Origin of the sequence: Duganella fentianensis (genome assembly GCF_964031615.1) — a bacterium.
GTDB lineage: Bacteria > Pseudomonadota > Gammaproteobacteria > Burkholderiales > Burkholderiaceae_D > Rugamonas > Rugamonas fentianensis_A.
Genome location: NZ_CAXIQN010000018.1, coordinates 129,750 through 142,809, shown reverse-complemented (window position 1 = coordinate 142,809; position 13,060 = coordinate 129,750). Strand labels below are relative to the sequence as shown.

The window sequence follows — 13,060 nt, the reverse complement described above, 5'->3', positions numbered from 1 at the left end:
CCTGTTCAAAGTGACCTGATTTAAGAGAACCTCATGACCCGCATCGACTTCCACACCAATGTGCCGGACAAAATCGCCTATGCCTGCCGGCTGGTGCGCAAAGCCCGTCTGGCCCGGAATAAAGTGGTGCTGATGACCGACGATGCCAGCCAGCTGGCCGAACTTGATGCGGCAATGTGGACTTTTTCCGTCACCGACTTCCTGCCCCACGTGGCCGCCAGCGATGCGCTGGCGGCACAGACGCCGGTGCTGCTAACTGACAACGATGCGGCAGAATTACCACACCGCGAATTATTAATTAATCTGTCGCGCCGCACCCCGGCCACGCTGGACCAGTTTGCGCGCGTGATAGAAATCATTTCCTCCGATGAGGAAGATGCGGCCGCTGGCCGCAAGCGCTATAGCGCCTACAAGCAGCAAGCCTATCCACTCACCCACTTTGTCACAGGAAAATCATGAGCCAAGCACCATCATTTGATGCCAGCATCCCTGTCTTGACGGAAGTAATGAAGGTCGATGCCCTCAGCGACGACCTGCTACCGGGCGAGAGCGCCCCGCCCCGTCGTACCGATCTGGCGGCACAACTGGAAGAAGATGCCATCGAAAACTGGACCGATACGGAATGGGAAGCCATGGAGCACCGCCTGTCCAGCCGCATCATGCAGCGATTGCTGTCGCGCGTCGATTTCGTGCTCGAGCAGCGTATCAAGGACAGCATGGCAGAAGTACTCAACCACGCCCTGCGCGACCTGACCAACGAGGTGCGTGTGGGCCTGCACGACACCATCGAAAAAATCGTCGCCCGTGCAGTGACGCAGGAACTGATCCACCTGCAAGCACGCAAAAAGTAAGCCCCTTCATTCGCCTCTCATTAGCCCTTTATGGCTGCCGGTAGATGCCCGTCATGGTGCATCTACCGCCCTGTCTTAGCGCAAACCTGCCTCAGCGCAGGGCGTGCTCTGCGAAATCCCCACACTGCAGCAATCTTTCCTATCCGGCATGCATATTTTGTTGTACGGTATGGCTCTTGCAGAATATTCTGCCGCGTCCCCGCACCATGTCGCTATTCAACCATTGGAGAATGTATATGCTGTTCAAGACCAAGTTCATGCCGCTCGCTATTGCTCTGGCTTTTACTGCAGGCGCTCACGCGCAGGAAGTCATCAAGCTCGGTCACGTTGCCCCCGTTTCCGGCCCATCGGCCCACCTCGGCAAGGACAATGAAAATGGCGCCAAGATGGCGGTGGAAGAACTGAATGCCAAAGGCATCAAGATCGGCGGCAAAGCCGTCAAATTCACCCTGATGCTGGAAGATGACGGAGGCGATCCGAAACAGGGCACGGCCGTGGCACAGAAGCTGGTCGATGCCAAAGTACAGGGCGTGATCGGCCATCTGAATTCCGGCACCTCGATCCCCGCCTCGAAGATTTACCACGATGCCGGCATCCCGCAGATTTCGCCCGCCACCACCCAGACCAAATACACCCAGCAGGGCTTCAACTCCGTCTTCCGCGTAGTCGCCAATGACGCCAAACTGGGCGGCACGCTAGGCGCCTATGCCGTCAACAAACTGGGTATCAAGAAAATCGCCGTAATCGATGACCGCACGGCCTATGGTCAAGGCGTAGCGGACGAGTTCATCAAAGGCGCCAAGAAAGCCGGTGGCGGTGTGCAGATCGTCGCAAAGGAATTCACTACCGACAAGGCTACCGACTTCAACGCCATCCTCACCACCATCAAGGCCAAGAATCCTGATCTGGTGTTCTTCGGCGGCATGGACTCGGTAGGCGGCCCGCTGCTGCGCCAGATGAAAGCGCTGGGCATCAAAGCCCGCTACATGGGTGGTGACGGCATGTGCACCGAATCACTGCCCAAGCTGGCTGGTGATGGTGCAGCCAACGAAATGGTGGTGTGTGCCGAAGCAGGCGGCGTAACGCCCGAGCTGCAAAAGAACATGGACGACTTCGTCGCCCGCTACAAAAAGAAATACAACGGCGACGTGCAACTGTACGCCCCGTACGTATATGACTCCGTGATGACGATGGCTGCCGCCATGCAGCAAGCGAATTCGGCCGAGCCAGCCAAATACCTGCCCGTGCTGCAAAAAATTCAGCATCAGGGCGTAACGGGCATGATCATGTTCGACAACAAGGGCGACATCAAAGATGGCGCACTGACCCTGTACACCTACAAGGACAACAAAAAAACCAAGATGGAAGTCATCAAGTAACCCCCAGTGGGGTCAGGTCGGGCAAAGTGCAAGTGACAGGTCGGGCACTGGGGCAAAGTTTTGCTGAATCATTGTTCATATTAAATGTGCCCATTGCCCGACCTGACACCGGCCGTTTGCCCGACCTGACCCCGGCTTTGGACGAAAAAAAACGCGCATCAGCGCGTTTTTTTTGCTTCACGGGGAAGGCTTATTTTTGTGCCAGAACCCATTTCACCAGGGTCTTGGCTTCGGCTTCGTTCACCTGTGGGTTAGCTGGCATAGGGATAGCACCCCAGGCGCCCGAACCACCTTTCAGTACTTTGGTGACCAACTTGGCTTCTGCGTCTTTCTGGCCAGCGTATTTTGCAGCAACATCTTTGTAGGCCGGGCCTACCAGCTTGGTGGCGACTGCATGGCATGCCAGGCAGTTTTTGGCTTTCGCCAGATCAGCACCAGCGTCAGCCATAGCAGCTTGCGAAACAAAAGCCGAAACCAGAACCAGACCAGCCATCATTACGTTACGTTTCATCGTTTTCTCCAGTTGAGTACTAAGCAATTCTATAGGCCATTCTACCGTGTTTTCGCCTGTTGCTATTAACGTCCGCGCGAGTTTAGGCGTTGACGCGACACATAAAAACACCTTTAAAATTTCCGCAAAGCAAGTAAAATAGAATCTTGCAGCATCTTGCACCGAGGAGAGCCCCATGCCACTAATCCTGTTGATCGCCGCCCTGTGCGGTCTGCGCTACTTCGAGGTGTGGCAGTTTGCCACGCTGTCGTGGTGGTCGATAGGCGGCTTGATGGTTTTCGCGTTTATCTGGTTCGAATTTCTGGAACCCTTGCTGGGGCTGGATAAACGCAAGGCCCACAACGAAGACGAGAAGCGCCGCAAGGCCCGCGTAGCACAGGAGTTCGGTACAAAAAAATAATCCCGCTCCAGCGGGAGCGGGATTCTTATCTAAAGCGCGACTGAATTAGCGCTTGATCTGCGACAGGTCACGCACAGCGCCGCGATCGGCAGAAGTGGTCAGTGCAGCATAGGCCTGCAGCGCTTGCGAGACATAGCGCTGACGATCCACCGGCTTCCACGCAGCATCGCCACGGGCATCCATCGCCACACGGCGTGCTGCCAGTTCGGCATCGCTGATGCGCAGGCTGATGGTACGGGCCGGAATATCGATATCGATCATATCGCCCTCTTCCACCAGACCAATCGCGCCGCCTTCGGCCGCTTCTGGCGAAGCGTGGCCGATCACCAGACCGGACGAACCACCGGAGAAGCGGCCATCGGTCAGCAGCGCGCAAGCTTTGCCCAGACCTTTGGATTTGATGTACGAAGTCGGGTACAGCATTTCCTGCATGCCGGGGCCACCTTTCGGGCCTTCGTAACGGATGATGACGACATCGCCTTCATGCACGGTATCGCCCAGAATGCCTTCAACGGCGGCGTCCTGACTTTCGAACACGCGCGCCTTGCCACTAAATTTCAGGATGCTTTCGTCCACACCGGCAGTCTTGACGATGCAGCCATTCACGGCCAGATTCCCGTACAGCACAGCCAGACCGCCATCCTGCGAATACGCGTGCGCCTTGTCGCGGATGCAGCCCGTGCTGCGGTCCAGATCCAGCGCGTCGTAGCGCTCCGCTTGCGAGAACGCCACCTGGGTCGGCACGCCGCCCGGTGCAGCGCGGAACAGCTGCTGCACGGCTGGATCGTCGCTGACCTTGATATCGTTGCGGGCAATTGCTTCGGCCATGGTCGGCGCGTGGATGGTCGGCAGCGAGGTATCGAGCAGACCGGCACGTGCCAGCTCGCCCAGAATCGCTACGATGCCGCCAGCGCGGTGCACGTCTTCGATGTGGAACTTATCCGTCATCGGCGCCACTTTGCACAAACAAGGCACTTTGCGCGAGATGCGGTCGATGTCGGCCATGTCGAACGCCACACCCGCTTCGTGCGCCGCCGCCAGCAGGTGCAGCACGGTGTTGGTGGAACCGCCCATCGAGACGTCCAGCGCCATGGCGTTTTCGAACGCGGCTTTGGTAGCGATCGAACGTGGCAGCACCGAATAGTCATCCTGCTCGTAGTGGCGCTTGGCCAGTTCCACGATCAGGCGGCCAGCGCGCAGGAACAGCTGTTCGCGGTCGGCGTGGGTAGCGACGATGGTGCCGTTGCCAGGCAGGGACAGGCCCAGCGCTTCGGTCAGGCAGTTCATCGAGTTGGCAGTGAACATGCCGGAGCAGGAGCCGCAGGTCGGGCAGGCCGAACGTTCGATCTCCGCCACATCGGCATCGCTCACGGTCTGGTCGCCAGCCTTGATCATGGCGTCAACCAGATCGAGCTTGATGACCTTCTTCGAGCCGTCTACCACTTTCAGCACTTTGCCCGCTTCCATCGGACCGCCCGAAACGAATACCACGGGAATGTTCAGGCGCATGGCAGCCATCAGCATGCCGGGCGTGATCTTGTCGCAGTTGGAGATGCACACCATGGCATCGGCGCAGTGGGCGTTGACCATGTATTCCACCGAGTCGGCGATCAGGTCGCGCGATGGCAACGAGTACAGCATGCCGCCGTGGCCCATGGCGATACCGTCATCCACCGCGATGGTGTTGAATTCCTTGGCCACACCGCCGGCTTTTTCGATCTCGCGTGCGACCAGCTGGCCCAGATCCTTCAGGTGCACGTGGCCCGGCACGAACTGGGTGAAGGAATTGACCACAGCAACGATAGGTTTATCGAAATCGCCATCCTTCATGCCGGTGGCGCGCCACAGGGCGCGGGCACCGGCCATGTTGCGGCCGTGGGTGGTAGTGCGGGAACGGTATTGCGGCATGTTGTCTCTCCGGTAGTACGTAGTGTGGTGCAGGGTTGATAAGGCCGCTTTAAGCGGCCTACACTAACCTCGCCTAGTCTGACAGCTTGCACTGACCCTGCCCTAGTGTCAAATATATGATTTCAGCACCTGTGAGTCGTATAAAATATCACAGAAGATAAGCACTCACGCTCCGGATATGACCAACGACTTACGCAACATCGAACTACGGCCGCTGCGCTACTTCGTCACGGTGGCGGAAGAACTCCACTTCGGCAAGGCCGCGCTGCGCCTGCATATGACCCAGCCGCCCCTGTCGCAAACCATACAGGCGCTGGAGCAGCAACTGGGCGCGCCCCTGTTCGAGCGCAACCGGCGCGGCGTGGCACTGACGCAGGCCGGACTGGCCCTGCTACCTGCCGCGCGCCGCTTGCTGGCGCAGGTACAGGAACTACCGCAACTGGTGCAACGCGCCGCCGCAGGAGAAGTGGGCAGCCTGACGCTGGCCTTCGTTTCTTCGGCCGACTACAGCGTGCTGCCGCCCTTCCTGCGCGCCTACCGCGCCGCCTATCCGCAGGTGCAACTGACGCTGCAGGAAGCCACCTCCGATCTGCAACTGGACGATCTACTACAGGGCCGCATCGATGCCGGCCTGCTGATCCCGCCCCTGCCCGACAAGGCCAGACAGGAACTCGACTATCTGCCCGTGCTGAACGAGCCGCTGGTGCTGGCCCTGCCGGCCGACCTGCACGGCGTGAAACGCAAGGGCAAGCTGACGCTGGCCAGTCTGCCACCACTACCGCTGATTATCTTCCCGCGCGCGATCTCGCCAGCGCTGTATGACGCCATCCTGTCGGTATTCCGTAGCGCCGGCCTCACGCCGCAGATCGGCCAGCAGGCCATACAGATGCAGACCATCGTCAGTCTGGTATCGGCCGGCATGGGCATGGCACTGGTGCCGCAGTCGGTCTCCAACCTGATGCGCCCCGGAGTAGAATACCGGGCGCTCACTGAAGCCACGCCGCTGGTAGAGACGGGGCTGGCATGGCGACGCGATAATGCCTCGCCGGTACTGCACGGATTTTTAGATTTACTGAGAAAGAGCACCTTATGCTGATACACCCTATGCCCGATCCCGTTGCCCTGCACCTTGGGCCCGTATCAATACACTGGTATGGCCTGATGTATGTGCTGGCCTTTGCCCTGTTTGTCGCGCTGGGCCGCGTGCGTATCCGCCAGCCCCATATCGCGGCGCAGCGCTGGACTAAGGAAGATCTGGACGACATGCTGTTCTACGGTATGCTGGGCGTAGTGATCGGCGGGCGTATGGGCGAAGTGCTGTTCTACCATCCGCTCGAATACTTTGCCCATCCGCTGGAAATCTTCAAAGTCTGGCGCGGCGGCATGTCCTTCCACGGCGGCTTCCTCGGCGTGCTGATCGCCATGGCCGTATGGGCGCGCAAAGCTGGCCGCAATCTGCTCGATGTGTACGACTTCATCGCGCCACTGGTGCCGCTCGGTTATGCCGCCGGCCGCCTCGGTAACTTCATCAATGCCGAACTGCCGGGCCGCGTGGTCAGCGATCCTTCGCTGCCATGGGCCATGCTGTGGCCGGACAATGCCTACCCGCTCAGCCCAGCCCCCGTATTCCTGCAAGGCCTGCGCCACCCATCGCCGCTGTACCAGATGCTGATCGACGGTCTGCTGGTGTTCGTGATTCTGTGGCTGTTTGCACGCAAAGAGCGTCCCCGTCTGGCCGTGGGTGCGTTCTATACCCTGCTGTATGGCTGCGCGCGGTTTGGCACCGAATACTTCCGCACGCCGGACTGGGAAACCACCGTGCTGGGCCTGCCCATCACGTCCGGTCAGGTGCTGTCGCTGCCGATGATTGCCGGCGCCATCGCCATGCTGGTATGGGCCTACAAGGTGCGCCAGCAAGGCCGTCCGCCACTGCAGCGCTAATGCGCTTCAGCCGAGCGCCTTGTACAACATATACGCCGCCAGACAGTACAGCATGACGGCGAAGATCTTCTTCAGCGTCTGCACCGGCAGACGGTGGGCAGCGCGCGCACCGAACGGCGCCATACTGACACTGGCGAGCGCCATCACGGCCAGCGCCGGCACATACACAAAGCCCAGCGCATACGGCGGCAGACCGGCTACCTGCCAGCCGTAATAGATATTCGACAGTGTGCCCGATAGCGCGATGGGGAAGCCCAGCGCAGCGCTGGTCGCCACCGCGTTCTGGATACGCACGCCGCGCCGCATCAGAAAAGGCACGGACAGAAAACCGCCACCCGCGCCCACTAGCCCCGAAATCACGCCGATCAGCATACCAGTGCCGAACATGGCGCTACGAGCGGGCAGATGGGCGGCATCCTGCTGCGCGGACGCCGATGGCTGCGCCGCCGCCTTTTTACCGAACAGAATCTGGCTAGCGGAAATCGTCAGGAACACAGCGAACAACAAAGCCTGTCCTGACGAACTGAGTTGCTTGGCGATCCAGGGACCGCACCATGCGCCCAGCAAAATCCCCGGCGCCAGCAAGGCCGCCACGGGCCACAGCACAGCGCCATGCTGGTGATGGGCGCGCACCGACGAAATGGAGGTGAACATGATCACGCCCAGCGAAGTGGCCACCGCCATGTGGATGATGGCGTGCGGCGCAAAGCCCTGCGCCGTAAAAATCATGGTGATGAAGGGCACGAGAATCATACCGCCGCCTATACCCAGCATACCGGCCGCAAAGCCGCCGAAAGCCCCCATCAGCAACAGCAGCAGGATCAGACCCGTGCTCATTGAACGCCTATCAGCAGTGCCTCGATAAAGCGCCACTGGTCCGGCGTCACGGGCGTGATCGACAGCCGGCTGCCCTTCTGCAACAGCACCATCTCGGCCAGCTCCGGTATGGCGCGCAGTTCGGCCAGCGATAGCAAGCGGGTCTTGTGCGTGCCCTGCACATCGATGGAAATCCAGCGCGGCTGTTCCGGTGTGGCTTTCGGATCGTAGTAGGGGCTGGCCGGATCGAACTGGCTAGCATCGGGATAGGGCTGGCTGACGATGCGCGCCAGACCGGCAATGCCCGGCTGCGCGCAACTGGAATGGTAGAACAGCACACCATCGCCCTCGCGCATGGCATCGCGCATGAAATTACGCGCCTGATAGTTACGCACTCCGAACCATGCGGTGGTGCGCTCGGGCGATGCCATCACATCGTCGATGCTCACTTCATCAGGCTCGGACTTCATCAACCAGTATTGCATTGCTTTGCTCCAGACGAAAAAAAGCGGCTGCGCACTCTCATGCAAGCAACCGCTTCAAGATATTCAGGCCCCGCCTGTGCCGTCTTTGCCGGCATCCCGAACCGAATGGTTCAAGGTGGTCACAGTTAGTTCAATTTCGGGTTCATCGGACTAGCGACGCTCACGCCCATCAAACAAAATTCCGCAACCGGTGCACATAAATGGTTCAAGGACTATATGGCAATCGCGAACACCGCAGGGTAGAACGCAGTTTACTCCTTTGTGCGCCGCAAAGGAAGAAAAAACCGGAATTAAAACAGGGTTTCTTGCGGCGTTAGCGCGCCATCAAGTACCTGATGCATGGCGCTGATTTTGGTCTGCATATCGAGTAATGACATATCCGACAACGGTCCGGCCGGCGAACGGGCCGACAGAAACTCCGCCGCCACACCCAGCGCTGCCATCACGGCAATGCGGTCATTCCCCTTGATCTTGCCGGCATCACGGATGGTCGTCATTTTCTTGTCGAGGAAGGCGGCCGCTTCGCGCAATGCACGTTCTTCCCCCTCTTTGCAGACGAGGCGATACGGTGCGCCCATGATGGTCACATCGACAGTGGTGCTCATTGTGCTTCCTCACTGGCTGGCTGTTGCTCGGGATCGATCTCCGCCTCGAGCGCAGGGATCTGCTCCAGCAAGGCGGCCACACGCGCGGAGGCTTCTCCCAGTTTGCGCTGGTAGCCCATGTTTTCCACCACCAGCGCCGAATTGGCCTGCCGTAGCTGGGCATTTTCGCGGCGCAGAGCGTGGGTCAGTTCGGCCAGCTGGTCGATTTTATCGGAGAGTTCTTGGAAATCTGGAATCATCCCATCACTATAGGGAGCGCGCCGTGCGCCGTCAACAGGCACACACGCTGCGCCAGCAGTTTCAGGGGGAGCAATGTGACAAATTGTTCCCCATCATCAATGTTGCTATCGGCCTTGTCGATTTGATAGCGAATCAAATTTGATCCGGCCAACAAAAAAGGCGGGGCGGTGCTGTATGCACCGCTCCGCCAACCGAACACACGACTACGGGATTAGAACTTGTAGGACAGGCCCAGGTTGTAGCGACGACCGAATTCCGTCACTTCCTGCTGCTCTGGCACATTGGCGCTGGTGTACACCACCTTCTGGTTGGTCAGGTTGTCGATACCGAAGCGCAGTTGCAGTTGCTTGGTCAGCTGCTTGGCCAGATTCAGCGTGACATAGGTTTCCGCACCGTTTTCGATCAGCTGGCCAGCCGCCCAGGTCGGGTTACGCACAAACTTGCTGTGGTAATTGACCGACGTACGGGCTTCGAAGCCATCACGCTCGTACCACAGGGTGACACCGCCGTTGTGCTTCATCAGGCCTTCGATAGGGAACGGATTCTTGGCCGGGAAGCTTTCCTTGATATCGCTGTTGGTATAGGCATAGTTGCTGAAGATACCGAAGCCATTGTCGAAGGCATGCTGGTACACCAGTTCCAGACCCTGCACATTGCCACCCTCACCGTTGACCGAACGGGTGATGATCGCTTTGCGGCCATCGATGGTGGTGGTGTCGCTCGTGATGCCGATATAGCGCGTCACCTTTTTGTAGAACGCGCCAGCCGACAGCAGCGAACCCTTACCGAAGTACCACTGGTAAGCCAGATCGAGCTGGTTAGCCATCATCGGCTTCAGGCCCGGATTACCGGCGCTGCCGGTCAGCGGCATGACCGGATTCGGGTCGATATAGATGGTGCGCGAAGCGCGCATTTCATCGAGCGGCGCACGCGACATGGCGCGGGCCAGACTGAAACGCACCTGCTGCTCCTGCTTCTCGTCCAGATTGAAGATCAGGTTCAGGCTAGGCAGCACTTCCGTGTAGCTGGCGCTTTCCGAGACGGGCGTCGGGGTGGCACCGTTCAGGGTCTGCATGCCTTCGCCCGTCTGGGTGGTGTGCACTACGCGCACACCGGCATTACCGCGGTAGCTATAGCCGCCCAGCGTACCATCCAGATCGCCCTGTGCATACAGCGAGGAGCTACGTTCCTTTACCTTCCAGCCAGACAGCAGATCGTTCTGGGTCTGGGTGCGGCCGCTAGGATCGTAGGCCTTGGCGCCGAAGGCTTTCAGCGTGCTGCCCATGACGTCCTTGAGTGCCAGATACGGTGCCGACAGACCGGCTACTTTGACGGACTCGTATTCGGAATCGGCAATCGCACTCACCGGCTGCATATTCCACGTGGTCTGGTGGTAGTCCTTCTGACGATCGGTCACACGGGCGCCGATTTTCAGGCGGCTGACCGGGCCCCACTCGACACCGCGCGCAGCATTCACGTGCAGCGCATCGAGACTGTCGCGCAGATGACCGTCGGTATCGACGTACAGGGTGGCAGGCCAGAAGTTGGCGGGATTGCCGGTATCCTGACCGAACGAGAACGATGGATTCTCGTTACCGCTGAAGGCATAGCTGACGGTAGCACCATTCTTGGCCGACTGGCGCAGGTCATACCATGCGCTGTCGCGACCAGCACGCGAAGTGGACAGATCGGTTTCCAGCTTCCACTCGCCCACGTTGAACTTGCCGTTCACGCCGGTGGCGAAGGTATCCATATCCTGCGTCCACAGGGTGTCGTTGGTGGTCAGGCCTACGCCCGTCACCGTCGCGCCCACCACATAGCCATTGCGGATATCCAGATTGCTGTAGGCAGATTTCTGCCAGCCGTCCCAGTTACCCACGTCGCCGCTCCAGTGCTCCAGACCCGGCTCGCGGATCTTGGCCTGTGCATAGTAGGCGTCCGCCGTGATGATGGCGTCGCTGCTCGGTTTCCATTCCACCTTGCCCAGCACGCTGCTGCGCTCATCCTTGCCGCGCTTGATGGAATCGCCCCAGCCCCAAGGCGTCTTGTCCACTTTACCGTCACCATTCAGGTCGCCCGAATGGTCTTCATTAAAGCCCCAGTGCTTGACGTTCTTCTGCACGGAAGGCTGATCCTGATAGCTGAAGGCCAGCGCCACACCCAGCTTGCGATCATCGAACTGGTCGATATAGATGCCGCCCACACGAGGCGCCGTCTTGCTGGCACCCGGCACATCGCGGCCGATTTCGTAGTACAGCGCATCGGCTTTCAGCGAAGCCTGACGGCCGTTGTACTTGAGCGGGCTGACCGTCTGCAGATCGATGGTGGTGGCGATGCCGCCCTCCACCACTTCGGCCGACTGGGTCTTGTAGATGGTGGCACCACTGAGCGATTCGGACGGGAACTGCTCGAAACGCACGGCGCGGTTCGGTTCCGACGAGGCCAGTTCGCGCCCGTTCAGGGTCGCGCCGATGAAGCGCGGGCCCATGCCCCGTGCCACGATCTGGCTGGCGTTACCGCGATCCATACCGGACGACATACCGGGCAGACGTGCCAGCGATTCGGCAATCGTGGTGTCCGGCAGTTTGCCGATGTCTTCCGACGACACCACTTCCACGATGCTGTTGGAAGCTTCCTTGATAGCCAGCGCATTGCGCACCGACGCACGGATACCGGTAACGTTGACCTGCTGCGTTTCGGTATTGGCGCCACTGCTGGCTTCTTGTGCCAGCGCCTGTTGCGCCAGCAGAGGGGACGTGAATAGCGTGGCTATCAGCCAGCTGATTTTTTTATGCTTCATTAGCATCTCCAGTGTTTGTATTTATATTCCGTCTCTATTGAGCGACTCGGACGAATAACTGGATGCTAGCGAAACGCTCCGCGCAGTTCCAATTCCTTATTGCGCGCGCGGCATATCAAGATCGTATATCAGAAACCTTCAGGCAAAGATGGAGCTCACTCCGGCCTGCGGTAATGCGGGTACATGCTGGCAGCAGCATCGCGCAGCGCCTGCAACATGGCATCGGCGCCCGGCGAGAGCTGGTGTCGCTTGCGCGTCACAATACCGAAGGAATCCATGCTGACGCCGAGATCGAATGGCAGCGCCGTCATCAGACCGGCTGCCAGATAAGGCTGCACGGCATCTTCCGGCAACGCCACGATCATGTCGCTATTCAGCAGCAGGCTGGCGACTACCGGCAGATCGGGCGTCTCCACGGTTTCTGCCGGCTGTTCCAGACCACGCGACAGGAACAGCGCTGTGAGCCGGTCACGCAAGATGCTGCCGGCCGGCGGCAGTATCCAGCACTGTGCCATCAGTTCTTCCAGTTGCAGATCGTCGCGCCCTGCCAGCGGGTGACCGGCGCGCACGATCAGACGGTGCGGTTCATCCGTGAGCGGTTCGAAATGCAGTTCATCGGCGGCAGCCGTATCGAGGATGCGGCCGATCACCAGATCGAGTTCGCCGCCACGCAGGCGCTCCACCAGCGCTTTGCTCGTCGACATGCTGACGGCCACATGCACGCGCGCATGGCGCGACTTGAGCAGCGTGATCGCCTGCGGCACCAGCCCCGTGGCCGGTGCCAGCACCGTACCCACACCGACGCGGCCACGCAGACCGGATAGCAGTTCCATCACTTCCTGATGTGCCGCATCCATTTCCGCCAGCGCCGCACCGGCACGCCGGATCAGCACCTTGCCATACCATGTAGGCGCGACACCGCGCGACAGACGTTCAAATAGTTGAACACCGAGCGCGTGTTCCAGCTCGCCCAGCAGTTTGGACGCACCGGGCTGGGTCAGATTGGCAGCTTGTGCCGCATGGGCGATGGAACCGTGGCGCCCCAGTTCGACCAGCAGCACCAGATGGCGGGTCTTCAGATGGGAGCGGACAAAACGGTCGGAGCGGGAATCAGTCATGATGGG

At 59.7% G+C, this 13,060-nt stretch carries 14 protein-coding genes and 1 other RNA gene; 6 read left to right on the top strand and 9 right to left on the bottom strand.

Annotated elements, in window-relative coordinates; translation table 11 throughout:
- Positions 1–33: 33 nt before the first annotated feature.
- From ABNT42_RS12335 to ABNT42_RS12325, 3 genes are all read left to right on the top strand, one after another.
- Positions 34–459, top strand: coding sequence for a DNA polymerase III subunit chi (locus ABNT42_RS12335; RefSeq protein WP_348697342.1), 426 nt, complete (start codon positions 34–36; stop codon positions 457–459).
- Entirely contained in the window at positions 456–851 is a 396-nt protein-coding gene (locus ABNT42_RS12330) for a hypothetical protein (RefSeq protein ID WP_348697340.1), read from the top strand. Before ABNT42_RS12335 ends, ABNT42_RS12330 begins: the two co-directional genes overlap by 4 nt.
- A 236-nt stretch (positions 852–1,087) precedes the next feature.
- The gene (locus ABNT42_RS12325; protein WP_348697338.1) at positions 1,088–2,230 is read left to right on the top strand and encodes a branched-chain amino acid ABC transporter substrate-binding protein; all 1,143 of its coding nucleotides are present in this window, start codon (positions 1,088–1,090) and stop codon (positions 2,228–2,230) included.
- A gap of 190 nt (positions 2,231–2,420) precedes the next feature.
- Here the strand turns inward: ABNT42_RS12325 and ABNT42_RS12320 are convergent, their stop codons facing one another.
- A complete protein-coding gene (locus ABNT42_RS12320) occupies positions 2,421–2,741 on the bottom strand; it encodes a c-type cytochrome (protein ID WP_348697444.1) in 321 nt (106 codons plus the stop codon).
- A gap of 175 nt (positions 2,742–2,916) precedes the next feature.
- On the opposite strand from ABNT42_RS12320, the gene ABNT42_RS12315 reads away from it, so the two are divergent.
- Entirely contained in the window at positions 2,917–3,141 is a 225-nt protein-coding gene (locus ABNT42_RS12315; protein WP_348697336.1) for a TIGR04438 family Trp-rich protein, read from the top strand.
- Positions 3,142–3,186: 45 nt separating this feature from the next.
- On the opposite strand, the gene ilvD is transcribed toward ABNT42_RS12315, so the two are convergent.
- Positions 3,187–5,049 (bottom strand): dihydroxy-acid dehydratase, encoded by a 1,863-nt coding sequence (gene ilvD, locus ABNT42_RS12310; RefSeq protein WP_348697335.1) that lies wholly within the window; start codon positions 5,047–5,049, stop codon positions 3,187–3,189.
- Between the two features lie 178 nt (positions 5,050–5,227).
- Between ilvD and ABNT42_RS12305 the strand changes: the two genes are divergently transcribed.
- Positions 5,228–6,145 (top strand): LysR family transcriptional regulator, encoded by a 918-nt coding sequence (locus ABNT42_RS12305; protein WP_348697333.1) that lies wholly within the window; start codon positions 5,228–5,230, stop codon positions 6,143–6,145.
- A complete protein-coding gene (lgt, locus tag ABNT42_RS12300) occupies positions 6,139–6,990 on the top strand; it encodes a prolipoprotein diacylglyceryl transferase (RefSeq protein WP_348697331.1) in 852 nt (283 codons plus the stop codon). The genes ABNT42_RS12305 and lgt overlap by 7 nt, the downstream gene beginning before the upstream one ends.
- Positions 6,991–6,996: 6 nt before the next feature.
- Here lgt and ABNT42_RS12295 read toward each other — a convergent pair whose 3' ends face one another.
- The 7 genes from ABNT42_RS12295 to ABNT42_RS12265 all read right to left on the bottom strand — a co-directional run bounded on the left by ABNT42_RS12295 (position 6,997) and on the right by ABNT42_RS12265 (position 13,054).
- Positions 6,997–7,827, bottom strand: coding sequence for a sulfite exporter TauE/SafE family protein (locus ABNT42_RS12295; protein ID WP_348697329.1), 831 nt, complete (start codon positions 7,825–7,827; stop codon positions 6,997–6,999).
- Positions 7,824–8,291 (bottom strand): EVE domain-containing protein, encoded by a 468-nt coding sequence (locus ABNT42_RS12290; RefSeq protein WP_348697328.1) that lies wholly within the window; start codon positions 8,289–8,291, stop codon positions 7,824–7,826. The genes ABNT42_RS12295 and ABNT42_RS12290 overlap by 4 nt, the downstream gene beginning before the upstream one ends.
- 63 nt (positions 8,292–8,354) lie before the next feature.
- Positions 8,355–8,535, bottom strand: a non-coding RNA gene (gene ssrS, locus ABNT42_RS12285) — 6S RNA.
- Between the two features lie 46 nt (positions 8,536–8,581).
- Positions 8,582–8,896 (bottom strand): cell division protein ZapA, encoded by a 315-nt coding sequence (locus tag ABNT42_RS12280; protein ID WP_348697327.1) that lies wholly within the window; start codon positions 8,894–8,896, stop codon positions 8,582–8,584.
- Positions 8,893–9,135, bottom strand: a complete 243-nt coding sequence (locus ABNT42_RS12275; RefSeq protein WP_348697326.1) for a hypothetical protein — start codon at positions 9,133–9,135, stop codon at positions 8,893–8,895. The genes ABNT42_RS12280 and ABNT42_RS12275 overlap by 4 nt, the downstream gene beginning before the upstream one ends.
- A gap of 212 nt (positions 9,136–9,347) precedes the next feature.
- Positions 9,348–11,936, bottom strand: a complete 2,589-nt coding sequence (locus ABNT42_RS12270; RefSeq protein WP_348697324.1) for a TonB-dependent receptor — start codon at positions 11,934–11,936, stop codon at positions 9,348–9,350.
- 155 nt (positions 11,937–12,091) lie between these two features.
- Positions 12,092–13,054, bottom strand: coding sequence for a LysR substrate-binding domain-containing protein (locus ABNT42_RS12265; RefSeq protein WP_348697322.1), 963 nt, complete (start codon positions 13,052–13,054; stop codon positions 12,092–12,094).
- Positions 13,055–13,060 lie beyond the last annotated feature (6 nt).

Coding starts and splice junctions, on each gene's coding strand:
- ABNT42_RS12335 (WP_348697342.1), top strand. CDS start 34: ATGACCCGCATCGACTTCCACACCAATGTGCCGGACAAAATCGCCTAT.
- ABNT42_RS12295 (WP_348697329.1), bottom strand. CDS start 7,827: ATGAGCACGGGTCTGATCCTGCTGCTGTTGCTGATGGGGGCTTTCGGC.
- lgt (WP_348697331.1), top strand. CDS start 6,139: ATGCTGATACACCCTATGCCCGATCCCGTTGCCCTGCACCTTGGGCCC.
- ABNT42_RS12265 (WP_348697322.1), bottom strand. CDS start 13,054: ATGACTGATTCCCGCTCCGACCGTTTTGTCCGCTCCCATCTGAAGACC.
- ABNT42_RS12280 (WP_348697327.1), bottom strand. CDS start 8,896: ATGAGCACCACTGTCGATGTGACCATCATGGGCGCACCGTATCGCCTC.
- ABNT42_RS12305 (WP_348697333.1), top strand. CDS start 5,228: ATGACCAACGACTTACGCAACATCGAACTACGGCCGCTGCGCTACTTC.
- ABNT42_RS12315 (WP_348697336.1), top strand. CDS start 2,917: ATGCCACTAATCCTGTTGATCGCCGCCCTGTGCGGTCTGCGCTACTTC.
- ABNT42_RS12270 (WP_348697324.1), bottom strand. CDS start 11,936: ATGAAGCATAAAAAAATCAGCTGGCTGATAGCCACGCTATTCACGTCC.
- ABNT42_RS12325 (WP_348697338.1), top strand. CDS start 1,088: ATGCTGTTCAAGACCAAGTTCATGCCGCTCGCTATTGCTCTGGCTTTT.
- ilvD (WP_348697335.1), bottom strand. CDS start 5,049: ATGCCGCAATACCGTTCCCGCACTACCACCCACGGCCGCAACATGGCC.
- ABNT42_RS12320 (WP_348697444.1), bottom strand. CDS start 2,741: ATGAAACGTAACGTAATGATGGCTGGTCTGGTTCTGGTTTCGGCTTTT.
- ABNT42_RS12330 (WP_348697340.1), top strand. CDS start 456: ATGAGCCAAGCACCATCATTTGATGCCAGCATCCCTGTCTTGACGGAA.
- ABNT42_RS12290 (WP_348697328.1), bottom strand. CDS start 8,291: ATGCAATACTGGTTGATGAAGTCCGAGCCTGATGAAGTGAGCATCGAC.
- ABNT42_RS12275 (WP_348697326.1), bottom strand. CDS start 9,135: ATGATTCCAGATTTCCAAGAACTCTCCGATAAAATCGACCAGCTGGCC.